General features: G+C 56.9%; 22 protein-coding genes. 7 read left to right on the forward strand and 15 right to left on the reverse strand.

Going from position 1 to position 22,025, the window contains the following annotated elements:
• Positions 1–31 precede the first annotated feature (31 nt).
• The 3 genes from KMP13_RS04805 to dapE are packed head-to-tail and all read right to left on the reverse strand — an operon-like array spanning position 32 to position 2,180.
• Entirely contained in the window at positions 32–616 is a 585-nt protein-coding gene (locus tag KMP13_RS04805; RefSeq protein WP_215264423.1) for a TIGR04282 family arsenosugar biosynthesis glycosyltransferase, read from the reverse strand.
• Positions 613–1,038 (reverse strand): GNAT family N-acetyltransferase, encoded by a 426-nt coding sequence (locus KMP13_RS04810; RefSeq protein ID WP_215264424.1) that lies wholly within the window; start codon positions 1,036–1,038, stop codon positions 613–615. The genes KMP13_RS04805 and KMP13_RS04810 overlap by 4 nt, the downstream gene beginning before the upstream one ends.
• Entirely contained in the window at positions 1,035–2,180 is a 1,146-nt protein-coding gene (gene dapE, locus KMP13_RS04815; protein ID WP_215264425.1) for a succinyl-diaminopimelate desuccinylase, read from the reverse strand. Before dapE ends, KMP13_RS04810 begins: the two co-directional genes overlap by 4 nt.
• A 347-nt stretch (positions 2,181–2,527) precedes the next feature.
• Here dapE and KMP13_RS04820 point away from each other — a divergent pair, with 347 nt between their 5' ends.
• Together KMP13_RS04820 and KMP13_RS04825 are read left to right on the forward strand one after the other, a co-directional pair.
• Positions 2,528–4,096 carry a Hint domain-containing protein gene (locus tag KMP13_RS04820; RefSeq protein WP_215264426.1) on the forward strand — a complete coding sequence of 523 codons (1,569 nt, stop codon included), beginning with the start codon at positions 2,528–2,530 and terminating at the stop codon, positions 4,094–4,096.
• A gap of 161 nt (positions 4,097–4,257) precedes the next feature.
• On the forward strand, positions 4,258–5,325 hold the full coding sequence (locus KMP13_RS04825) for a transporter substrate-binding domain-containing protein (RefSeq protein WP_215264427.1): 1,068 nt from the start codon (positions 4,258–4,260) through the stop codon (positions 5,323–5,325).
• A gap of 8 nt (positions 5,326–5,333) precedes the next feature.
• Here KMP13_RS04825 and KMP13_RS04830 read toward each other — a convergent pair whose 3' ends face one another.
• The 3 genes from KMP13_RS04830 to KMP13_RS04840 all read right to left on the reverse strand — a co-directional run bounded on the left by KMP13_RS04830 (position 5,334) and on the right by KMP13_RS04840 (position 7,385).
• The gene (locus KMP13_RS04830; protein WP_215264428.1) at positions 5,334–5,696 is read right to left on the reverse strand and encodes a hypothetical protein; all 363 of its coding nucleotides are present in this window, start codon (positions 5,694–5,696) and stop codon (positions 5,334–5,336) included.
• A 157-nt stretch (positions 5,697–5,853) separates the two neighbouring features.
• Positions 5,854–6,681, reverse strand: coding sequence for a 2,3,4,5-tetrahydropyridine-2,6-dicarboxylate N-succinyltransferase (gene dapD, locus KMP13_RS04835; protein WP_215264429.1), 828 nt, complete (start codon positions 6,679–6,681; stop codon positions 5,854–5,856).
• Between the two features lie 104 nt (positions 6,682–6,785).
• Complete coding sequence (locus KMP13_RS04840; protein ID WP_215264430.1) at positions 6,786–7,385, reverse strand: GntR family transcriptional regulator; 600 nt, start codon at positions 7,383–7,385, stop codon at positions 6,786–6,788.
• Positions 7,386–7,571: 186 nt separating this feature from the next.
• Between KMP13_RS04840 and KMP13_RS04845 the strand changes: the two genes are divergently transcribed.
• Positions 7,572–8,420 (forward strand): TIGR00730 family Rossman fold protein, encoded by an 849-nt coding sequence (locus tag KMP13_RS04845; RefSeq protein WP_215264431.1) that lies wholly within the window; start codon positions 7,572–7,574, stop codon positions 8,418–8,420.
• 41 nt (positions 8,421–8,461) lie between these two features.
• Here KMP13_RS04845 and rlmN read toward each other — a convergent pair whose 3' ends face one another.
• Together rlmN and KMP13_RS04855 are read right to left on the reverse strand one after the other, a co-directional pair.
• Positions 8,462–9,655: a 23S rRNA (adenine(2503)-C(2))-methyltransferase RlmN gene (gene rlmN, locus KMP13_RS04850; protein ID WP_215264432.1), complete on the reverse strand. Its 1,194-nt coding sequence runs from the start codon at positions 9,653–9,655 to the stop codon at positions 8,462–8,464.
• Positions 9,656–9,825: 170 nt separating this feature from the next.
• On the reverse strand, positions 9,826–10,359 hold the full coding sequence (locus KMP13_RS04855; RefSeq protein WP_215264671.1) for an invasion associated locus B family protein: 534 nt from the start codon (positions 10,357–10,359) through the stop codon (positions 9,826–9,828).
• A 171-nt stretch (positions 10,360–10,530) separates the two neighbouring features.
• Between KMP13_RS04855 and KMP13_RS04860 the strand changes: the two genes are divergently transcribed.
• A complete protein-coding gene (locus KMP13_RS04860) occupies positions 10,531–11,529 on the forward strand; it encodes an asparaginase (protein WP_215264433.1) in 999 nt (332 codons plus the stop codon).
• A 12-nt stretch (positions 11,530–11,541) separates the two neighbouring features.
• Here KMP13_RS04860 and KMP13_RS04865 read toward each other — a convergent pair whose 3' ends face one another.
• The 3 genes from KMP13_RS04865 to serB form a co-directional block, all read right to left on the reverse strand.
• Positions 11,542–11,856 carry a hypothetical protein gene (locus KMP13_RS04865; RefSeq protein ID WP_215264434.1) on the reverse strand — a complete coding sequence of 105 codons (315 nt, stop codon included), beginning with the start codon at positions 11,854–11,856 and terminating at the stop codon, positions 11,542–11,544.
• A 62-nt stretch (positions 11,857–11,918) separates the two neighbouring features.
• On the reverse strand, positions 11,919–12,677 hold the full coding sequence (locus KMP13_RS04870) for a TSUP family transporter (RefSeq protein ID WP_215264435.1): 759 nt from the start codon (positions 12,675–12,677) through the stop codon (positions 11,919–11,921).
• Positions 12,677–13,552, reverse strand: coding sequence for a phosphoserine phosphatase SerB (gene serB / locus KMP13_RS04875; RefSeq protein WP_215264436.1), 876 nt, complete (start codon positions 13,550–13,552; stop codon positions 12,677–12,679). Before serB ends, KMP13_RS04870 begins: the two co-directional genes overlap by 1 nt.
• A gap of 267 nt (positions 13,553–13,819) precedes the next feature.
• Between serB and KMP13_RS04880 the strand changes: the two genes are divergently transcribed.
• From KMP13_RS04880 to KMP13_RS04890, 3 genes are all read left to right on the forward strand, one after another.
• Complete coding sequence (locus KMP13_RS04880) at positions 13,820–14,965, forward strand: phosphoserine transaminase (RefSeq protein WP_215264437.1); 1,146 nt, start codon at positions 13,820–13,822, stop codon at positions 14,963–14,965.
• Positions 14,966–15,034: 69 nt separating this feature from the next.
• Positions 15,035–16,630, forward strand: coding sequence for a phosphoglycerate dehydrogenase (gene serA / locus KMP13_RS04885; protein ID WP_215264438.1), 1,596 nt, complete (start codon positions 15,035–15,037; stop codon positions 16,628–16,630).
• 160 nt (positions 16,631–16,790) lie between these two features.
• Positions 16,791–17,516: a metallophosphoesterase family protein gene (locus tag KMP13_RS04890; protein ID WP_215264439.1), complete on the forward strand. Its 726-nt coding sequence runs from the start codon at positions 16,791–16,793 to the stop codon at positions 17,514–17,516.
• Here the strand turns inward: KMP13_RS04890 and tdh are convergent.
• From tdh to ubiB, 4 genes are all read right to left on the reverse strand, one after another.
• The gene (gene tdh, locus KMP13_RS04895; protein ID WP_215264672.1) at positions 17,484–18,551 is read right to left on the reverse strand and encodes an L-threonine 3-dehydrogenase; all 1,068 of its coding nucleotides are present in this window, start codon (positions 18,549–18,551) and stop codon (positions 17,484–17,486) included. The genes KMP13_RS04890 and tdh overlap by 33 nt on opposite strands.
• A gap of 14 nt (positions 18,552–18,565) precedes the next feature.
• The gene (locus KMP13_RS04900; RefSeq protein ID WP_215264440.1) at positions 18,566–19,750 is read right to left on the reverse strand and encodes a glycine C-acetyltransferase; all 1,185 of its coding nucleotides are present in this window, start codon (positions 19,748–19,750) and stop codon (positions 18,566–18,568) included.
• A gap of 136 nt (positions 19,751–19,886) precedes the next feature.
• A complete protein-coding gene (locus tag KMP13_RS04905) occupies positions 19,887–20,453 on the reverse strand; it encodes a helix-turn-helix domain-containing protein (RefSeq protein WP_215264441.1) in 567 nt (188 codons plus the stop codon).
• A 40-nt stretch (positions 20,454–20,493) separates the two neighbouring features.
• Positions 20,494–22,023 carry a 2-polyprenylphenol 6-hydroxylase gene (gene ubiB / locus KMP13_RS04910; protein WP_215264442.1) on the reverse strand — a complete coding sequence of 510 codons (1,530 nt, stop codon included), beginning with the start codon at positions 22,021–22,023 and terminating at the stop codon, positions 20,494–20,496.
• Positions 22,024–22,025: the final 2 nt, after the last annotated feature.

A 22,025-nucleotide genomic window follows, 5' to 3' on the forward strand; every position in this document is an offset into this window, starting at 1 on the left:
AGATGACAAGGTCATGAGCAAAAACGCGTGGTCAGCCTTGCACAGCGCGCAGATCTTCGACGGTGTCCACATCTGCCAATGTATCGACCAATGCAATCCGCTGCCCGTGCAGCGTGTCCAGTGAGTCAGACAATGCATAGATGCTCGACCAGCGTGCGCCAGCAAAAGCGCCGCGTGGCAATCGTTTGGGATGGCGCGCACCCACCAGCCAAAAGCCGCCATCCGGGGCCGGTCCAAACACCGCGTCATGATCCCCCAGCGCGCCAAAAGCCCGTGCAATATGCGCGCGTTGGATGCCCGGGATGTCGGCGCCAATCAAACAAACCGGCCCGGTTTTGGCCGCCGATTTCAACATCCGCGTCATCCGTTGGCCCAGATCACCGGTCCCCTGTGTGATCCGGTCCAGATCCGCTGGCCACACACGGGAGGACACGGCAGTATCCGGCGCGGTTGCCAAGATGATGCGCCAGCGCGGATCTCGTAGACGACGCAACAAATCTGCGGAATGATGCCGAAACCACCACGCCGAAGAAACCAAACCAATATCCCGGCCCAAGCGAGTTTTTACCCGGCCCGGGCGCGGTTCCTTGATCATGACGACCAGAGTCTTGTTCATTTTAGCTCTTTCACCATGTCGCGGTGGGGGATTCCACCGTCGTCGTAGATGGGGCCAAAGGGAGCAAAACCCAAGCCTTCATAAAAGCCAATCGCGTAAGTTTGAGCTCCCAGTTTGGCGCGTTTGACGTCCGACTTGCCCGTGACCAGGTCCAGGGCAAACTGCATCAATTCCTTGCCAAGCCCAGTCCCACGGGCGGATTTGACGATGCAGACCCGGCCGATCTTGGCGGTGTCGCCTTGGATGACCACACGTGCGGTCCCAATCGGCGTGGACCCGTCGCGTGCCAAAATATGCACCGCATGGTCGTCCAACGTGTCCAGCTCGTCTTCGACTGGCACCCCTTGTTCGTGGACAAAAACCTCCATCCGCAACGCAAGACAGGGGCTGGGGTCGGCGACAACTTCTATCGAAACCGTCATGCAAAATAATCCGCAAGGATTTTCGAATAGATCGATTTCAGCTGTTTGATATGGTCGATTTCAACGTGTTCATCCACCTGATGCATTGTTTTCCCGACAAGGCCGAATTCAACAACTGGACAGTGGTTTTTCACAAACCGCGCGTCAGATGTGCCGCCTGTGGTTGACAGTTCTGGGCGCACGCCTGTTTCAGCCTCAACCGCGCCTGCGACCAATGTGGACAGCGGTCCGGGTTGGGTCAGGAAGCTTTCGCCAGAGATTTTGATCTTGGTGTCGATGGTCACGCCAAACTCTTCGCAGATTTTGTTGGCTTCGCTCTGCAGCCAGTCCGACAGTGACGCGCCGGTGTGGGTGTCGTTAAACCGGATGTTCACAGCCGACGTTGCCTGGGCTGGAATGACATTCGTCGCAGGGTTGCCGGTATCCACGGTGACAACGGCCAAAGTGGACGGGTCGAAATGTTCGGTGCCTTTGTCCAGCTGATGGCTTGCCAGACGATCCATCAGACGTACCATGGCGTTCAGCGGGTTATTGGCGCGATGGGGATAGGCAGAGTGACCCTGAACGCCGGTGACCGTAAACCAAGCGGTCATTGAGCCACGTCGGCCGATCTTGATCATGTCACCCATCTGGTTGGGGCAGGTGGGTTCGCCAACCAGACAAACCGTCATCTGTTCACCAGCAGTGTCCATATAATCCAGCAAGGCCGTGGTCCCGTCGGTTGCATCGCCTTCTTCGTCGCCGGTGATGGTCAGGACAACCGCGCCATTGGGGGGCGTGTTCGTGACAAAGTCGATAGCGGCGGCGGCAAAGGCTGCAACGCCTGACTTCATGTCAGTCGACCCGCGCCCATAAAGGATGCCGTCTTTGACCTCTGCTCCAAATGGATCCACGGTCCATGCGGAGGCGTCACCGATCGGGACAACATCCGTGTGGCCATTGAAACCAAAGGTTTTTTCATGCCCCTTGGCACCCCAACGTGCAAAGAGGTTGCTGATTTCTCCACGATCCGCGCGCGTGCATTCAAACCCTGCATCGCTCAGCAGGCGCTCCAACAAGACAAGCGCGCCGCCCTCAACAGGGGTCACGGATTGGCATCGGATCAGATCAGCGGTCAATTCCACGGGGTCAATAGTGGGCACGTTAGCCTCCTGCAATTTTATATGGTGTGGCCTACCCCGGAATGTCGTGGGGTGCAAATGACGCTCTCGGTATAGCTGTGGCCAAAAAACAGCGCAAATCAACAGGTTTCAGGAAGGCGGCTGACTCACAAATTAAGTTTGGTTAACTAATGGTTAATTAGACCCGAGGCAGGGCGACAGAGCAGTTGGAAAACCGGACAAACCGGGCCAACATCCAAATTTGAGACACGTCGTGACGCATTGTTTTTGCGTTGCTCAGACGATCTGAACCGCTTGCGGCTCGGTTTGCTTTTGCCTTGTTGAAACTCAACTTGCCGTCACGGCGAGAGGCACGCAAAGGCGAACAGATGGTTGCAGCGTCAGAACTCAATTACGACACGTCAGCAACGGCAGAACAGCTTGCTGCGACGATCTTTGGCGATGGCGTCTCTGTCGAAACCGCGACCTATACGGGTGATCCGCTGTCTTCGGCGATCTATTCCGGTGGCGATGCACGTGCGTTCGACGCAACCCCTTCGGACACGGGCGTCATCTTCTCGACCGGTCGCGCGGCGGACTACACCAATTCAACGGGCGACGCCAACCAGTCAAATTCCCGAACGACAAACACAGACGGCGAAACTGATCAGAGCGATTTTAACGCAGCCGCCGGCACGCGCACCTTTGATGCATCCTATCTGGATGTGGAGTTCATTCCGACCGGCGATACCCTCACGATGCAATTTGTCTTTGCGTCAGAGGAGTATCCCGAATTTCAGGGCTCGGTCTTTCAGGATTTTGTCGGCGTTTGGGTGAACGATGAATTTGTCGAGTTGGGGTTTGGCACCGGCGACACGGATCCGGGCAATATCAACGATGGTGCCAACCAGAACCTCTACCTCGATAACTCAGACAGTGATTTCAACACCGAGATGGACGGGCTGACGATCACACTTTCGCTGAAGGTGGACGTCAATCCAGGTGAAATAAACTCGATCCGTATTGGGATTGCCGATGTGGCCGATTCCTCGTTCGACAGTAGCCTGTTGATTGCCGCGGATTCTGTGCAGACCACGCTGATCGCCAACCAGGACGTTGTCCATGTGCGACCGGATGAGAGTAAGACGGTTGACGTGTTGGCCAATGATGAAAGCGGCAACTCTGGCACGCTGACCATCACCCACATCAACGGCCAGGAAGTGGCCGTTGACGACGTGATCACCCTTGGCACCGGTCAGGAGGTTCAGCTGAACGAAGATGGCACGCTGACGCTGTTGGGCGACGGGGATGCCGAGGATTTCACCTTTACCTACACAGTGTCCGACGGCACCAACAGCGATGTGGGCATTGTCGAGGCGAGCTCAATCCCGTGCTTTGTTGCAGGCACCAGAATTGCCACCCCCAGTGGTGAGAGATTGGTGGAAACCCTGGCCGTGGGCGATTGGGTGCGAACGCGCGACAATGGCGACCAGCCCATTCGTTGGATCGGTCAGCGTACCGTTCCGGCAAGCGGTCGGATGGCGCCCATTCGTATTTCACAAGGCGCCATTGGCAATCAGCGCGATCTTTGGCTGTCGCCACAGCACCGGGTGCTACGGTCGGATGCGTCAACCGCATTGTTATTTGGCGAAGACGAGGTTCTGGTGTCCGCACAGGCGCTGGTGAATGATGCCACGATAACCCGCCAACCGGGCGCGTGGGTGACATATGTGCATATGATGTTTGACGATCACCAAATCGTCTTCTCCGAAGGGGTCCCCAGCGAAAGCTATCTGCCCGGTGATCAAACACATGCGCTGTTCGACCCCGAGGTGCTCGATGAAATCTGCACGATTTTCCCCGAGCTGGATCCGTCAACCGGCAATGGATACGGTCTTGCGGTTCGACCTGTGCTGCGTGGCTTTGAAGGGGCGTTGCTGTCACGGCCATCCGATTGATCCACGCATGCTTGCCAACAAAGCGCCCAGCTTACGTAAGGTCGCATGGAATATGTACGTTCAGATAGGCGGCGATCGTGGCTTTACTGCTGCTCACAAGGCTTAATTTCTTGCCTGAACGCCCATCCCAGCCTAAGCATTCGCCGGATGACAACTTGCCCATGAGGTCTTCTTTGTTCTTTCTACGGTCGATCATGTTTCTTGTTCTCGTGAATTTAGCGGGGACAGCCTGGGGACAGGTGTTGACGGTGAATACGGTGACACGCCCGCCGTTTTCGATGGAAGAAGACGGAAAAGACGACGGTTTCACCGTCAATCTGGTGGAGGCTCTGGCCAACCGGCTTGGGCAAAACGTAGAATTTCGGCGTGTCGACAGTTTTCCCCAAATGTTGATCGATGTGGTGGATGGAACGGCCGATATGGCTGCAGCCAATATCTCGGTTACCGCATCGCGCGAGCAAACCATGGATTTCAGCCACCCGATTTTCGAAAGCGGGTTAAAGATCATGGTCGCCGCCGACGATATGAAAGAACCCTCTCTGTTTCGGGCGCTTTTTTCCACCGAACTGGCGATTGCGATCGGCGTGGCTTTCTTGCTTTTGGCGGGAGGCGGCATGTTGATGTGGACCGTCGAACGGCGCGCGCAGCCCTATTTTGACCGCCCTTTGAAAGAAGCCTGGTTCCCGTCGTTCTGGTGGGCGCTCAATCTGGTGGTAAACGGCGGGTTTGAGGAACGCGTTCCACGCACGCCGATTGGCCGGGTGTTTGGCGTGTTTCTGGTGATTTCATCGCTGTTTATCGTGTCGGTCTTTGTCGCCAAAATCACGGCGGTGATGACGGTAGAAGCGATCAGCGGCAATGTGAATTCCGTCAATGACCTTTATGGCAAACAGGTGGGGACGCTGTCTGGATCCACCGCAGCTGGGTTCTTGGATCGGCGTGAAGTGGACTATCGCGGCTTTACCGACTTGAACGACATGCTTGCTGCTTTCGAAGACGGCAATATTCGTATCGTGGTCTTCGATGCGCCGGTGCTTGATTATTACACCAGCCACGAAGGTCACGGTTTTGGCCGCACCATCGATCAGATCTTCCTGCAAGAAAGCTATGGGATCGCGTTGCCGCAGGGCTCGCCTCTGAAAGAAGAAGTGAACCGGGCGCTTTTGGAAATGCGCGAAGACGGCACCTATGATGCGATCTATAAAAAGTGGTTTGGTCGCCTGAACTAAAACGGGGCCTAGTGCACCGTGTCCGATGTGCCGTCGTCAAAAAACGGTGTCATCTGGGCGACAATAACCGCGTTTTCTTCCAGCGCGCGTGCCATCAGATCGCGCTCTTCGTCACTGATCTCGTGACCCTCGGCTTCCCGTTCGGCCAAAGTGCCATATCCGGTGACATCAAGCGGCGCGGTATCCGCTTGTTTTAGGATCGCGACCGTTTCGCGCACCGCTTCGGCCTCATCAACGCCAGAGGCATAGACCATAAGCGCCGCGCCGGTTGCATTTTCGGGCAGCCCGTCACCGTCTTTGCGACCGATTTGGACAAGCAAAGTGTAGACTTGCTGGCGGGATTTCTTTTTTTCGGGCTTTTTCTCGGTCATGGGGGAAGCCTTTGCCGGGATTTGTCGCGCGGGTCAAATAGAAATGCAGATCTTGTCCAGGTGCTGCGAAGTGTTGAGCAACAAGATAAAAAGGTGAAGACCAGAAGCCCTCACCTTTTTGTCTTGTTTATCAGCGCATCGCTGCGCCTTGGATGGATCAGTCGCGCAACAGCTCGTTGATGCCTGTTTTGGAACGGGTTTTCTCGTCCACGCGTTTTACGATCACGGCGCAGTACAGGTTCACGCCATTCTTGGAGGGCAGGGAGCCTGCGACCACAACGGAGTAGGGCGGAACTTCGCCGTACATGATTTCGCCGGTTTCGCGGTCAACGATTTTGGTGGATTGGCCGATGAACACGCCCATGCCCAAAACGGCACCTTCACGGACAATACAGCCTTCAACAACTTCGGAACGCGCACCAATAAAGCAGTTGTCCTCGATGATGGTTGGGCCAGCCTGCATGGGTTCAAGGACGCCACCGATACCAACGCCACCAGACAGGTGCACGTTTTTACCAATTTGCGCGCAGGAACCAACGGTGGCCCATGTATCAACCATGGTGCCTTCGTCGACAAAAGCGCCAAGGTTTACGAAGGACGGCATCAGGACAACGCCGGGCGCGATAAAGGCTGATTTGCGCACAACAGCGTTTGGCACAGCGCGGAAGCCTGCTGCCTTCCACTGGTTTTGGCCCCAGTCTTTGAATTTGCTGTCGACTTTGTCCCACCAGCCAGACCCCTGTGGGCCGCCGGATTGCTCTTCCATGTCCTTGATCCGGAAGCCAAGCAGCACGGCTTTTTTGGCCCATTGGTTGACATGCCAGTCACCGCTGTCGAGCTTTTCCGCAACGCGCAATGTGCCGCCGTCCAAAGCATTCAGGGTATCTTCGATGGCTTCACGGGTCTCGCCGGTGGTGGCGGGGGTGATAGTGTCACGGGCCTCCCAGGCGGCCTCGATTGCGGCTTCCAGCTGCGCGTTGGACATAGGTGCTCTCCACGGGATTAAAAAATTTGTCGGCGATACATAACCGGAAACGCGGGGATGGTCATGCCTCAATCCGCCCGAATCTGTAGGAATTCTGCGATGGATCAGCGCACACGCCGCAGATGGCGCCGCAGAATGTCACAGGCGCTGCCTGTTTCACGCCGCGTGACGGCCTCCACGAGGGCCGCATGATCGGGGTCAGGTCGCGCACGCCAGGTTCCGCGCCAATGGGCAAACATATGTCGCGCTGCCGCAAGCTGCAGATCGGCGATGGTTTCCAGCAGGCGCGGCATGGCACATGGCGACAGCAGCGTCATGTGAAACTGTCGATTTGCGCGGTCCCATTGCACCATATCCGTGCTGGTCTCGCAGGCTTCAAAACGGGTCTGGATTTGGCCTAGATCCTGATCGGTGATCCGCGGCACCGCGTGGGACAGGGCCAGAACCTCTAAGGAGACCCGCATTTCGACCACCTCGCGGATTTCTTTGGGGTCCAAGGCGCTAACACGGGTGCCCCGGCGCGGGAGAGAGGTCGCCAGGCCATGCGCCTCCAGCCGCAACAAGGCTTCGCGCACCGGCACATGGCTGGCGTCATAGTCGCGGGCGATATGGTCCTGCCGCAGCTTCTCCCCCGCAGGTAGCTCGCCGATGACAATGCGTTCACGCAGGGCGGTGTAGATTTTATCGGCGACGGTTTCGGTCATGCATCCAATGCTTCGTGTCTTGGCCTTCGGGACAGCTGCGCGGTACAGCCAAAACAGACTAGGAAATTGCAGGCGTTTCCGCAATTAATGTTGGCCGCGTCTTGGTTTGCACGCGTGCGGGGGTGGTTTCATACAAAGCCTGTCGATAGGATCTAAGTCTAACTTTTTAGACGAGGTCCCTTTTCCATGACCGAAGAACGCCACAGTCGTTTTCCTGATGCCCACGCAGATCGTGACCGTGCCGAACATGTTCCGCTGACGCCACAAACCTCATCCCCGGCTTATGCCCTTGCTTTTGCAGATGAAGAGTTCCTGTGCCGTGAAGAGCTTCGTCCGGTGCGCTTGCAGCTTGAGCTGTTGAAACCACAATTGATGTTGGACGAACAAGGCGTCGAAAGCACGATTGTTATGTTTGGTGGGGCGCGTATTCCTGCGCCCGCACACAAGGACCAAGCCCGGACACAGACCCTGGCGGATCTGTCCCATTTCTATGATGAAGCCCGTGAATTTGCCCGGCTGATGACGTTAAAGTCGATGGAGACTGATGGGAAACAGAACGTTGTCGTCACTGGCGGCGGTCCCGGTGTGATGGAGGCCGGCAACCGTGGTGCAGTTGATGCGGGCGGCAGCTCCATTGGCCTCAGCATTGTTTTGCCGCATGAGCAGGCGCCCAACGAATATGTCACGCCCTCGCTGAGCTTCAATTTCCACTACTTCGCGATTCGCAAAATGCACTTCCTGATGCGCGCGCGTGCGATCACGGTGTTCCCCGGCGGCTTTGGCACATTGGACGAGCTGTTCGAGACGCTGACCTTGATCCAAACCGGTCGGATGGAGCGGGTGCCGTTCATCCTCTTTGGTCGTGCGTTCTGGGAAAGCATCATCAACTGGGAGGCCCTGTCTGATGCGGGCACCATCTCGGCTGATGATCTCAACCTGTTCAAATTCGCCGAAAGCGCCCAGGAAGCGATGGAGATTTTTGAAGCCTGGGAAAGCGCGCCACCGCGCGACAGTCTTCCCGGTCGCGAGCGCTGATCAAAGAAAGAGCCCGGTTGCAACGCCGGGCTTTTTACTGCCTACTCTTTGGTCATGCCTGCTTCGGCTTCGATCTGCTTGCGTGATTTTCGCGCCCGCTCAGTGGCCGATTTCAACTGACCACAGGCCGCCATAATATCATCGCCCCGTGTTTTGCGGATTGGTGAGGCATAACCTGCGTCATGAACAATATCCGCAAATGCTCGAATACGGTTGTTTGAAGACCGTGTGTAAGGGCTGCCAGGCCATTCATTAAATGGGATCAGATTGATTTTGGCTGGGATCTTGTACTGTTTGATCAGCGAGACCAGGCGATGTGCGTCTTCGTTGCTGTCGTTCACCCCGTGCAACATCACATATTCAAATGTGATACGTTCCGAGTTTGACACTTTAGGGTAATCCGCCAGTGCTTGCAGCAGCGTATCAACGTTCCAGCGTTTATTAATCGGAACCAGAACATCGCGTGTTTCATTGGTTGTGGCATGGAAAGAAATCGCCAACAGGCAGCCGATTTCTTCGGCCGTACGCGCGATCTCAGGCACCACGCCCGACGTCGACAGGGTGATCCGGCGACGTGATAGGGAAATCCCTTCCGGGTCCATCGCGATCTTCATCGCGTCGCGGACGTTCTCAAAGTTATAAAGCGGCTCGCCCATTCCCATCAAAACAATGTTCGACAGGCGACGGTTTGCGTCCGTGGGCGTTCCGGGAACCGGCCATTCATCCAGATCGTCGCGCGCCATCATCACTTGGCCAACAATCTCGGCAGGGGTCAGATTGCGCACCAGCTTTTGGGTTCCAGTATGACAGAACGAGCAGGTCAGCGTGCACCCTACCTGCGAAGAAATACAAAGCGTGCCGCGATCGTCTTCGGGAATATAGACGACTTCGACCTCATGACCGCCGTTGATCCGCACCAGATACTTCCGGGTTCCATCGGTCGACACTTGTTTGCTGACAACTTCGGGAATGCGGATTTCAAATTTCTCTTCCAGATCAGACCGGTAGGCCTTGGAGAGGTTGGTCATCTCCGCGAAATCGCGTTTGCCCCATTGGTAGATCCATTGCCAAATCTGACCTACGCGCATCTTGGCCTGCTTTTCGGGGGTGCCGTTTTCGATCAACACCTCGCGCATCTGGGCGCGGGGCAGGCCGACAAGGTTGATCTTGTCGCCGTCCGCGTCTTTGCGGGGCAGGGTCAGGACGTCTTGCGTGATCGGCGCTTTGGCGGTCATGGCTTGGGACTCGAACTGCTGGGGATTGAAGGCGGCTCTATATATGAGATTACCCTAAGTTCCAAACAAAAGATGTAGCCTTCGTTCGGCGCCACTTTTTGGCCATGACCCCAAAATGCACAAGACCGCCCATTGGGGCGGCCTGTTTAGGACGTCAAAAGCTTTGGCTTTTAGCCGTTACAACGTTTCGCGGCATCGTCCACGGCGGCTGTAAACCCAAGCAATGAGAAGGTGTCTTTTGTCTGCGTGCCACGTGCAGAACGCGCGGTAAGGGTCGCACTGGCACCGCGTTTCATTGCCGAGATAATTTTTGCATCATCTCCTGCGGTTGTGGGCCACGCCCACTCGCCTTCGGTGATCAGGTTGAATTGCTCGTCGCCGACCTCCAGCGAAACCGTAGAACCGGGTGCAAACGGATATCCGCCGGTAAAGGTGACCTGACCATCTTTGGATGTGTCAGGGCGATAAAAGACGAACAGTTGAATTTCACTGCGTCGTACGGCGACCACGCGACCTTCGCGCGTGTTCACGGTCTCTTTAGGTGCAGAAACGCCCCAGCATTCTTTGGGACTATCACCTTGAAAGACGCTCCAATCTACATTGGCGCCTACGCGATTATCTGTTGTTGCTTGTTGTGCTACGGCCATGCTGGCAACGCAGGCCACGCTCAGTCCCGCGATAATGCGGACGAGTTTCGATGCCATTTGTCCCGACTCCAAAGACTGTTCTTTAACCTCAATTACGCCGGGGGTTTGCGGCTTTGTCACGCCGTCTCTTCCCCTGTCCCGCGCTTGCGTTACACAATCATATTAGCGTATCTAGTGCTACGGTTGAAAGGGAGTTTGGCGGGAAATCGCGCAGAAAAGAGGTCGAAAATGACGAACCCGGTTCCTTTGGTGGAAATATGGCGCGCAGCTCTGTGTGAATCACTTCATTCTGGCCATGCGGTGGTTTGCGACGCAGCTGGTCAGATCGTGCACAGCTGGGGTAATCCAGCGACGGTTATTTACCCGCGAAGCTCCGCAAAAATGCTGCAAGCGCTGCCTTTGGTGACCTCTGGCGCTGCTGCGAAATTTGGGCTGAACAGCGAACAACTGGCCCTGGCCTGCGCCTCCCACAACGGAGCGAAAATTCACACGGATCGGGTTGGCAAATGGCTGGACCAATTGGGGTTGCAGGATGGTGACTTTCGATGTGGTGCCCATATGCCGAAAGATGGCGATGCCCGCGATCACCTGATCAAAACGGATCAAAGCCCATGTCAGTTCCACAACAACTGCTCCGGTAAACACGCGGGCTTCTTGACACTGGCGCAACATCTTGGTGCCGGTCCAGAATATGTGGAGCCTGACCACCCTGTTCAACAGGCATGTCTGGCCGCATTCGAAGAGGCGACAGATGCCACAAGCCCCGGATTTGGGATCGACGGCTGCTCTGCCCCGAATTTCGCGACGTCTCTCAAAGGGTTGGCGCGTTCCATGGCCTGGTTTGCGTCCGCGCACCATCGACATGATCGCGCCTCTCAGGCAGCAGCGTCGCTGGTTCAGGCAATGACGGCCCATCCCGAACTTGTCGCTGGAGAGGGGCGCGCCTGTACCGAATTGATGCGCGCCATGGGTGGACGGGTTGCGATCAAAACCGGGGCTGAAGCGGTCTTTGTCGCGATGCTGCCAGAGCAACAGCTTGGCATTGCGTTGAAAATCACCGACGGGTCGACGCGGGCCAGTGAATGCGCCATCGCATCCATTCTGGTAAGCCTTGGCGTTTTGGATCCGGCTCACCCAGCGGTCGCCAAATTCATGGATGTTCCAATTGTGAACTGGCGCGGAATAAACTGCGGCTCGATTCAACCAGCCGCAGTTTTGAAGTTCTGACCCCTAGAGGACTTACATTTCGTGGATTTCAGCGATTTCGACCGAGCCTGATCCGTCTTTTACCATCGGGCAGCCCTGCGCCATGCGGCAGGCGTCGTCGATCGTTTCCACGGAAATCACGGTATAGCCGGAAATCGGATTGCTGCCGCCATTGTCGGCCACGCCGCCTTGGCTGACTGTTTTGGACATTCCAACGGGCGCGCCGGGAATATCCACAATCTCGCCCATCTCAGCGAACCAATCGTTCCACTGCGCCATTACTTTTTCACCCTCTTCGGGGGTCTCGGGTGATTTTCCGCCGTGATACGCAAAAATAAACTGGGGCATCAAAGCCTCCTTTACTGTCAAAACACACACTACGATGGGGGCAGCCTATCAGAAAACGGGCGTTAAAGCATCTCCCACAACAGCTTGATCGCGAGGATCAGGGAGGTTGTAACAAGCAACGGTTTGATGAGCCGCGCTCCGATCTTTTGTGCAAGCATGGCGCCACATTGCGCACCGGCGATTTGGACGGCAGCCATCGCGAGGCCCGTAAACCACCAGGGCGTGGCCACCACCGCAAACACGGTCAATCCACCAAGGTTGGAGGCAAAGTTCAACAATTTGGTATGGGCCGTTGCCTTCAAAACGCCGTAACCGGCCAGGCTGACAAAGCCGAGCATGTAGAAACTGCCGGCCCCCGGACCCAACAGCCCGTCATAGGCTCCACACAAGGGCACAACAGATGCGCCAAAGATCAGCGGTGTCATACGTTTATGGCGGTCTGTGTCATCCAGCCCTTTTTTGACCACAAAAAACAACGCGATGCCAACAAGGACAACCGGCAGCAACAACCGGATGGTGTCTGTGGGCAGGATTGAGACCAAGAGCGCGCCACACATCGCAGCAGCAAATGCCGCGCTTGCAGGAAGCGCCTGTTTGCGCAAGTCCACATGGCCGCCGCGCGCATAGGACAAGGCTGCTGTGCCTGCGCCAAACAGCCCTTGCACCTTGTTCGTGGCCAATGCGGTTACGGGATCGGCGCCGACCAACAGCAATACGGGCATGGTGACGAGCCCACCACCGCCCGCAATGGCGTCGATGAAACCGGCCACAAACCCCGCTGCGATCAGCAGGGCAAGTAGGTCAAGACTGACTTCGAACATTAGGCGGCGAAATCTTCGCTGCTATACCCTTGAATATAAAGGAGCGCGGTGAGGTCGCTGTGGTTGATGCGGATGTCGCATTCGGCGGCAACCGAAGGTTTGGCATGAAGCGCAACACCGGCACCGGCGCGCCCCAGCATGCCCAAATCATTGGCGCCATCACCCACCGCAATCACGTCCTGTTCGGTAATGCCAAGGCGTTCGGTGATCTGCTCCAAAGCTTCGACCTTGGCTTGTCGGCCCAGAATTGGCCGCCCAACGTCACCGGTGAGCTTGCCATCGGCGGTGATCAGCGTGTTGGCGCGGTTCTCGTCAAAGCCCAGTTCAGCAGCCACTTTGGCTGTGAAGGCCGTAAAGCCGCCGGAAACGAGTGCAGCATATGCGCCGTTTGCCTTCATCGTCGCCAACAGGGTTTTACCGCCGGGCATGAGTGTGATCCGTGTGTCGAGCACTTGGCCAATGACCGCTTCGGGCAGATCCTTCAGCAGGCCTACACGTTCTGTCAGCGCGCCTTCGAAGTCCAGCTCGCCGTTCATGGCGCGGGCAGTGATGTCTTTGACCCGTTCGCCGACGCCGGCTTCGTCGGCCAGCTCGTCGATGCATTCCTGCTGGATCATGGTGGAATCCATATCCGCCAGCAGCATTTTTTTCTTACGCCCTTCAAGGGGTTGCGTCACCAGGTCGATGCCCATTCCCTGAAGATCCGACCAGACGTCCCACCGGTTTTCCGGAATGTCAGCATGGGTGAATTCCAGCGCCACACCTTGGTTCAGCCAGACGATATCGCCGCCGCCCCAAGCGTTGCGCAGCGACTCAGCGAGCGCCGGTTCCACAGACGGAGAAGACGGGTTGCACAGCAGGGTGGTGACATACATGGGGTGCGCGTCCTTTGCGGTGATTCTGCCCGACTCATAAACAGAGGCGGCAATTGGAACCAGCCCCGTTTGTGTACTTGGTACAAGGTTTGTATCCGGTCGCGGATGCGCGAAAGTTTCCTAAAGGCGAAATTTTACGTCGCAATTGGAAATAGAATAGCCGGAAATGGGCGATTTTCCCTATTGCTGATTTTCGCGCCGCTCTCTATCTCGGTCGGCGGGACACCTCTCCCCAACGAGAGGCACTTATCTGGAAGGGTAGCATCAATGGCTATTTCTCAACCGGCAACGCGGCCGGCTAACCCGCGTTTTTCCTCTGGCCCCTGTGCCAAACCCCCCGTTTTTGAACTGTCCAAACTCGCCGACGCGCCTCTTGGCCGTTCGCATCGTGCCGCCGTTGGCAAAGCCAAACTGAAAGCCGCGATCGAAGAAACCCGCGAGATCCTGGGCATTCCGGCTGACTACAAGATTGGCATCGTGCCTGCGTCCGACACCGGCGCAGTTGAAATGGCGATGTGGAACCTCTTGGGCGAACGCAAGGTTGAGATGGTCGCCTGGGAAAGCTTTGGCGCTGGCTGGGTCACTGACGTTGTCAAACAGCTGAAAATCGATGCCGAAGTCAAAACCGCTGAATATGGCGAAATCGTCGACATGGCGTCTATTGATCCAAAGAACGATGTTGTCTTTACCTGGAACGGCACCACCTCGGGCGTACGTGTTCCCAATGGCGACTGGATTGCCGACGACCGCGAAGGTCTGACCATCTGTGACGCGACCTCTGCGGCCTTTGCGCAGGATCTGCCCTGGAACAAGCTGGATGTGACCACATTCTCTTGGCAAAAAGTTCTCGGCGGCGAAGCGGCTCACGGCATGATCGTGCTGGGCCCGCGCGCAGTTGAGCGTCTGGAAAGCTACACACCCGCATGGCCGCTGCCGAAAATCTTCCGCCTGACCAAAGGTGGCAAGTTGATCGACGGTATCTTCTCGGGTGCAACCATCAACACGCCGTCGATGCTGGCGGTTGAGGACTATCTGGTCGCGCTGGAATGGGCGCGTTCCGTAGGTGGTCTGCAAGGTCTGATCGCACGCGCTGATGCAAACGCCAAGGCCGTGTTTGATTTCTGCGACGCCAATGATTGGATTGCCAACCTGGCCGCTGATGACGCGACACGGTCCAACACCTCTGTTTGTCTCAAGTTCACCGACGCCCGCATCAACGATGGCGCGGCTTTTGCCAAAGCTGTTGCAAAACGTCTGGAAGCCGAAGACGTCGCGCTTGACGTTGGTGCCTATCGTGACGCGCCTGCGGGTCTGCGGATCTGGTGTGGTGGCACGGTTGAAACGGCTGATCTGGACGCCATGCTGCCGTGGCTCGCCTGGGCCTTTGAGGCTGAGATCGAAGCGCAAGCTTAAGAACATCTGATTTGGGTGCGCGTTCGGCGCGCGCCCTCCCGCACCCCATTTATTGAAGGACCCAAACCCATGGCTCCCAAAGTACTCGTCTCCGATAAACTGTCTGAAACCGCCGTCCAGATCTTCCGTGATCGTGGCATCGACGTGGACTTCCTGCCCGAGCTGGGCAAAGACAAAGATAAACTGGCCGAAGTGATCGGTCAATACGACGGTCTGGCGATCCGCTCCGCTACCAAAGTGACCCCGACCATTCTGGAAGCCGCCACCAACCTCAAAGTTGTTGGCCGCGCCGGTATCGGCACCGATAACGTGGACAAAGAAGCGTCCTCGAAAAAAGGTGTGATCGTCATGAACACGCCGTTTGGCAACATGATCACCACAGCCGAACATGCGATTGCGATGATGTTCGCCGTTGCGCGCCAGATCCCGGAAGCGTCGGAATCGACCCATGCCGGTAAATGGGAAAAGTCCAAATTCATGGGCGTTGAGCTGACCAACAAAACGCTGGGCGTTATTGGTGCGGGCAACATCGGTGGCATCGTCTGTGATCGCGCCCGTGGTCTGAAAATGAAAGTTGTCGCGTTCGACCCCTTCCTGTCGGAAGAGAAGGCCGAAAAGATGCAGGTCGAAAAGGTTGAGCTGGACGAGCTGCTGACGCGCGCGGACTTCATCACGCTGCACGTGCCTTTCACTGAAGGCACCAAGAACATCCTCTCCGCTGAAAACCTGGCCAAAACCAAAAAAGGCGTGCGGATCATCAACTGTGCCCGCGGCGGTCTGGTTGACGAAGAAGCGCTGGCTGAGCTGTTGAAATCTGGCCATGTTGCCGGTGCGGCGTTTGACGTGTTCAAAGAAGAGCCCGCCAAAGAGAACGCGCTGTTCAACCTGCCCAACGTTGTCTGCACCCCGCACCTGGGCGCCGCAACCACCGAAGCGCAAGAAAACGTGGCGCTGCAAGTTGCCGAGCAGATGTCCAACTATCTACTGACCGGCGCTGTTGAAAACGCGCTGAACATGCCATCTGTGACCGCCGAAGAAGCCAAAGTCATGGGGCCGTGGATCAAACTGGCCGATCACTTGGGTGCATTTGCCGGTCAGATGACCGACGAGCCCATCGAAGCGATCAACATCTGCTACGATGGTGTTGTCTCTGACATGAATCTCGAAGCGCTGAATTGCTCGGTGATCGCGGGCATCCTGAAAAAGGCAAACCCGGACGTGAACATGGTTTCCGCACCGGTCATTGCAAAAGAGCGTGGCATTCAGATCTCGACCACCACTCAGGACAAGACCGGCTCGTTTGATGGCTACATCAAAGTCACCGTTGTGACCTCCAAGCGTGAACGTTCGGTTGCGGGCACTGTGTTCTCGGATGGCAAGCCTCGTTTCATCCAGATCAAAGGCATCAATATCGACGCCGAAGTTGGCGCCAACATGCTCTACACCACCAACAAAGACGTGCCGGGCATCATCGGGACATTGGGTGGCACCCTGGGCGGCATGGACGTGAACATCGCGAACTTTACCCTGGGTCGTTCCGATGTTGGCGGCGAAGCGATTGCTCTGCTTTATGTCGACGGCCCGGTTTCTGTTGAAGCCCGCGCCAAGCTGGCAGAGACCGGCATGTTCACTCAGGTGAAGCCGCTGGCATTCGACGTTGCCTAACGCAGCCGCTTGGAATGCTTAATTCAAAGGCCACCCTTTGGGGTGGTCTTTTTCATTCAGGGTTTAACGGCGGCTTTTGGTGTAATCGCTGATAGCGTCTTGTTACCAATGGCCTGTATGTGTGTTACCGAATGATTGATTTTTAAGAAGGGAATTTGTGATGTCTGAGACGATTTACGCAATGGGGGATATCCATGGCCAAATTCAGATGTTGCACGAGGCACTTGCGTGGATTGAGGCCGACGGCGGCCCCGACGCGCAGATCGTGTTTCTGGGCGATTACGTTGACCGGGGGCCTGACAGTCGTGGCGTGATCGATGTCCTGAAATCAGGCATCGACGCGGGCCGCAATTGGACCGCGCTCAAGGGCAACCACGACCGCCTGTTTGAATGGTTCATGGAAGACTCGCCGCGTCTCGACCCGATTTTGAAGGCGAAATACACTTGGGTGAGCCCGCCTTTGGGTGGAGACACAACGCTGGCCTCTTATGGCATCGAAGGTGCGGCCGACACACCGTTGGGCGTGTTGCACCCCGCCGCGCAGGAAGCGGTGCCTGCCGAACACCTCGACTTTCTCAAGTCGTTGAAGACCTATTACCAATTCGGCGACTACCTGTTTGTTCACGCAGGGATTCGTCCCAATGTCGCGCTGGAAGATCAGGCGGAAGACGATTTCCTGTGGATCCGTGAGCCCTACCTCAGCTACGCCGACCCGCATCCCTGGACCGTTGTGCACGGCCATACCGCGCTTGAGGCGCCGCAGGACTATGGGAACCGGATCAACCTGGACAGCGGTGCAGGCTATGGTCGCCCGCTGTCGGTTGCCGTTTGTGAAGGTGCCGAGGTCAGCTGGCTAACCCAGGACGGGCGCATCAAGGTCCGCTGATCTTTTGGCGGTCCAGTCCAGAACAACCTTGCCGGATCGCCCAGATTTCATCGCCGCAAAACCTTGCTCAAAATCTCCGACCGGAAAACGGTCGGTGATCACCCGGCTCACATCCAGACCGTTTTGCAGCATGGCGATCATTTTATACCAGGTCTCAAACATCTCGCGGCCATAGACCCCTTTGATCGTTATCGCCTTGAACACGATGCGCGACCAATCGACTGGGGATTTTCCGGGCGGAATGCCGAGCAATGCGATCTTGCCGCCCATCACGATGGCTTCAACCATCTGATCCAGCGCGATTTGGTTGCCCGACATCTCAAGCCCAACGTCAAACCCTTGGCTCAAACCCAGCTCATGGATGACGTCGTTCAGGTCTTCTTGACCAATATCGACAGGACGGACCGTTGGAACCACATGCTCCGCCAGGGCCAGCCGGTCCGAGTTGATGTCGGTGATGACCACATTGCGCGCGCCCGCATGACGCGCCACCGCCGCGGCCATGATCCCAATCGGCCCGGCCCCCGTGATCAACACGTCCTCGCCCAACAAATCAAAGCTCAGCGCGGTGTGCACCGCATTGCCAAGCGGATCCAAAATCGCACCGATTTCATCCGGGATGTCATCAGGTAGAGGCACGACGTTAAAGGCCGGCAGGCGCAAATATTGGGCAAACGCCCCTTGCACGTTTACGCCGATACCCCGCGTGCCGGGATCCAGGTGAAATTTTCCCGCGCGCGATTGGCGACTGTCGTGTTCGATCAAATGACCTTCGCCGGAACACCGCTGGCCTACCTCAAGACCGGTGACATCTTTGCCGATCTCAACAATCTCGCCCGCAAACTCATGGCCGGTGATCATTGGAACCGGCACCGTCGCTGATGCCCAGTCGTCCCAATTCCAGATATGAATGTCAGTGCCGCAGATCCCGGTTGTGTTGACCTTGATCAGCACCTCATCCGCGCCGATCTCGGGCACCGGGGCCTGCACCATCCACAAGCCTTCTTTGGGATGTGACTTTTCCAGCGCTTTCATCGTGTTTGGGTGCATCATATCACCCCGCAGGCCTTGCCGGCCGTCTCAAACGCCACCAATGCCCGTTCCAGTTCGGACCGCGTCAACGCGGCGTTCATCTGGGTGCGAATACGGGCCTGACCGCGCGGAACCACTGGGAAGAAAAAGCCGGAAACATAGACACCTTCGTCGAACAGTTTTGCGGCCATATCCTGCGCAAGCTGCGCCTCGCCCAGCATCACAGGAATGATCGGGTGTTCTCCCGGCAACAGTTCAAACCCGAGGCTTTCCAACCCATCACGCCAAAACTTAGCGTTTTCAAACAACTGCGCGCGCAGCGTGTCGCCTTCTTCGACCAATCGGATGGCTTCCAACCCGGCGGCAACAATTGCCGGTGGCAGTGAATTCGAAAACAGGTAGGGGCGCGCACGCTGGCGCAACAGATCCACAACGGGCTGCGGTCCGGCAATGTAGCCGCCAATGGCACCGCCCAGTGCTTTGCCCAAAGTGCCGGTCAGAATATCGATATCGACCCCAAAGTGATCCGGCGTCCCAGCACCCTTTGGCCCCATAAAACCCGTCGCATGACAATCATCCACCATAACCACAGCGTCATACGTGTCGGCCAGAGCGCGGATGTCGGGCAGATTGGCCAGATAGCCATCCATGGAGAACACGCCATCGGTCGCAATCATGATATGGCGCGCACCCTTTGCACGTGCCTCCTTCAGTTTGGCTTCCAGATCATTCATGTCGTTGTTTGCATAACGATAGCGTTGCGCCTTGCACAGACGCACCCCATCGATGATCGAGGCATGGTTCAAACTGTCCGAGATGATCGCGTCGTCTGCGGTCAGCAGCGGTTCAAACAGGCCACCATTGGCGTCAAAACAGGCGGCAAACAGGATGGAATCATCCTTGCCCAGAAACTGCGCCAGCCTCTGTTCCAACGTGCGGTGAATGTCCTGCGTGCCACAGATGAACCGGACCGAGGCCATGCCAAACCCTTTGGGTTCCATCGCACCTTGGGCGGCGGCAATCAGGTCGGGATGGTCCGCAAGCCCCAGATAATTGTTTGCACATAGGTTGATAACCGCGCGGTCGCCGACCTGGATCTCTCCTGCCTGAGGTGAGGTGATCATACGTTCGCGTTTATAAAGCCCGTCCGCTTCAATCTGATGGAGGGTCTCGGTGAGGTGATTCAGGAAATCTTGGGACATGGCAGAGCTCCGCTGTGATGAGGAATTCTGTCATACTGGACGAGCGTCCGTAAAGAGGGAAGTTTTCAATAATGGAAAAGTGTCTGCTATAACGGATTTTAAGCGCGAGCGAATGTCGACCTACCATTGGCCCAGTTCAGCCGTTTTTTACAATCAGGAAAACCCGCGCATCGGCGTTGATTGCGGCAATCGTATGCGGGACGTCTGCCGCGTAGCGCGCTGTATCTCCGGTTCTGAGCGTTTCTTCAACGCTGCCGGAATTCAACAGAATCTCACCCTCCAAAACAGTCACCTGTTCACGGGTGCCAACCGAATGAGGCTGGCTGATCAACGCGCCGCCGGTTGAGATCGAAATATCATAAACCTCATGCCCGCCTGCATCTTCTGGCGGAGACAGGATCATGATCCGGCAGCCTTGGCCCATGTTTTGAATGACGGGGACGTCGGCTGCGCGCAATACGTCAATCCGGTCTTGCTTGTTGGCGGCCTCCAGAAGCCCTGCGAAATCCACCTGCAAGGCACGTGTCAAATTCCACAGGGTCGCGATTGTGGGGCTGGATTCGCCGCGTTCAATCTGGCTGACCATAGACCGGCTCACGCCAGATAGATTGGCCACAGCTTCCAGGGACAACCCTTGCGCCCGCCGCGCGTCTTTGAGGCGGGCGGGCAGGAGGTGCAGAATATCGTCAGCGTGTTCCGTCATACTGGAAACTTTCTAGGCAACACCGGCAGAAGTCAAATCGTCAGAGCAAAGCCGTCACGATCAGGCAAAGCGCAACGCCCAAAGCGACCCCAAAACCGACAGGAACCAGCCGGTTTGATTTCTTTGAACTGCGCGCTGATGTGCCGGTGGATTGCTCGATCAGCGCCTTTTCCACCAATCCAGGCAGACGGGGACCAAACCGCGCAAGCACCTTGGCGGTTTTTGCCAGATCCGAGGCAACCGCTTTGGGCCCGATTGACGATTTGATGTAGTCCTCAACAACCGGATGGGCGGCTTCCCAGATGTTCATATGCGGGTCCAGCGACCGCGCGACACCTTCGACCACCACCATGGTGCGTTGCAAAAGGATCAGTTCGGTACGGGTTTCCATGCCAAACCGTTCAGTCACCTCGAACAGATAGTTCAAAAGACGACCCATCGAGATATGTGCTGCATCCATGCCAAAGATCGGCTCACCCACGGCGCGCAAGGCTCGCGCAAACTCGTCGACGTCATGATCTGCGGGAACATAGCCCGCTTCGAAATGGACCTCGGCGACGCGGCGGTAATCGCGCTTGATAAAGCCATAAAGGATCTCGGCGTAGACGCGGCGGGTGTATTCGTCGATGTGCCCCATGATGCCAAAGTCATAGGCAATGATGTCACCGTTGGCCGCAACCTTCAGATTGCCCTGGTGCATATCCGCATGAAAGTAGCCATCCCGCAGCGCATGGCGCAGAAACAGCGACAAAACCCGGTCCGCCAGAACGCGACGATCATGGCCTGCCGCGTCCAGCGCGGCATTGTCACCCAGTGCGGTGCCATCGGCCCAGCCCAACGTCATCACCCGACGGGACGAATAATTCCATTGCACCTGCGGCAGCTGGAACCCTTCGTCGTTGACCGTATTGGCCGTGAACTCGGACGCAGCGGCGCTTTCAAGGCGCAGGTCCAGCTCTCCTTGGACGACCCCGTCAAAGTGTTTGATCACTTCCATCGGTCGCAGTCGGCGTGCACCCGGCGCACAGATATCAGCAATACGCGCGGCGAGGTAAAAGGCGTCCACATCGCGGTTAAACGCACGTTCGATCCCGGGGCGCAGGACCTTTACGGCGACCTCCTGGCCTGTGTCGACCAGCCGTGCCTTGTGAACCTGCGCAATGGAGGCGGCTGCAATGGGTTCGCTGAACTCCGAGAAAACCTCATCCATGGGTCGGCCAAGCTCACGTTCGACCTGTTGAATGGCCTCGGCGCGGGAAAATGGCGGCAGCTTGTCCTGTAGAACACGCAGCTGCTGCGCCAGATCATCGCCCACAACATCCGGGCGGGTCGACAGGACCTGGCCAAATTTGATGTAGGCAGGCCCCAACGCGGTCAAGGCGCGGGTGGCGGGCGGCATGTCTTCGTCGCCTTTGTAGCCCATCCATTGAAAGGGCCAGCCCAGGGTATAGGCCACCATACGCAGGGCGCGCGGTGCTTTAAACGCATCCAGAACAGCATTCATGGCGCCTGTGCGCACCATGGTGGCGCCTGTGCGGATCAGGCGGACAATATTGTGGGGACCACGCATGG

The sequence above is a fragment of the Epibacterium ulvae genome, assembly GCF_018678075.1.
GTDB classification, from domain to species: domain Bacteria; phylum Pseudomonadota; class Alphaproteobacteria; order Rhodobacterales; family Rhodobacteraceae; genus Epibacterium; species Epibacterium ulvae_A.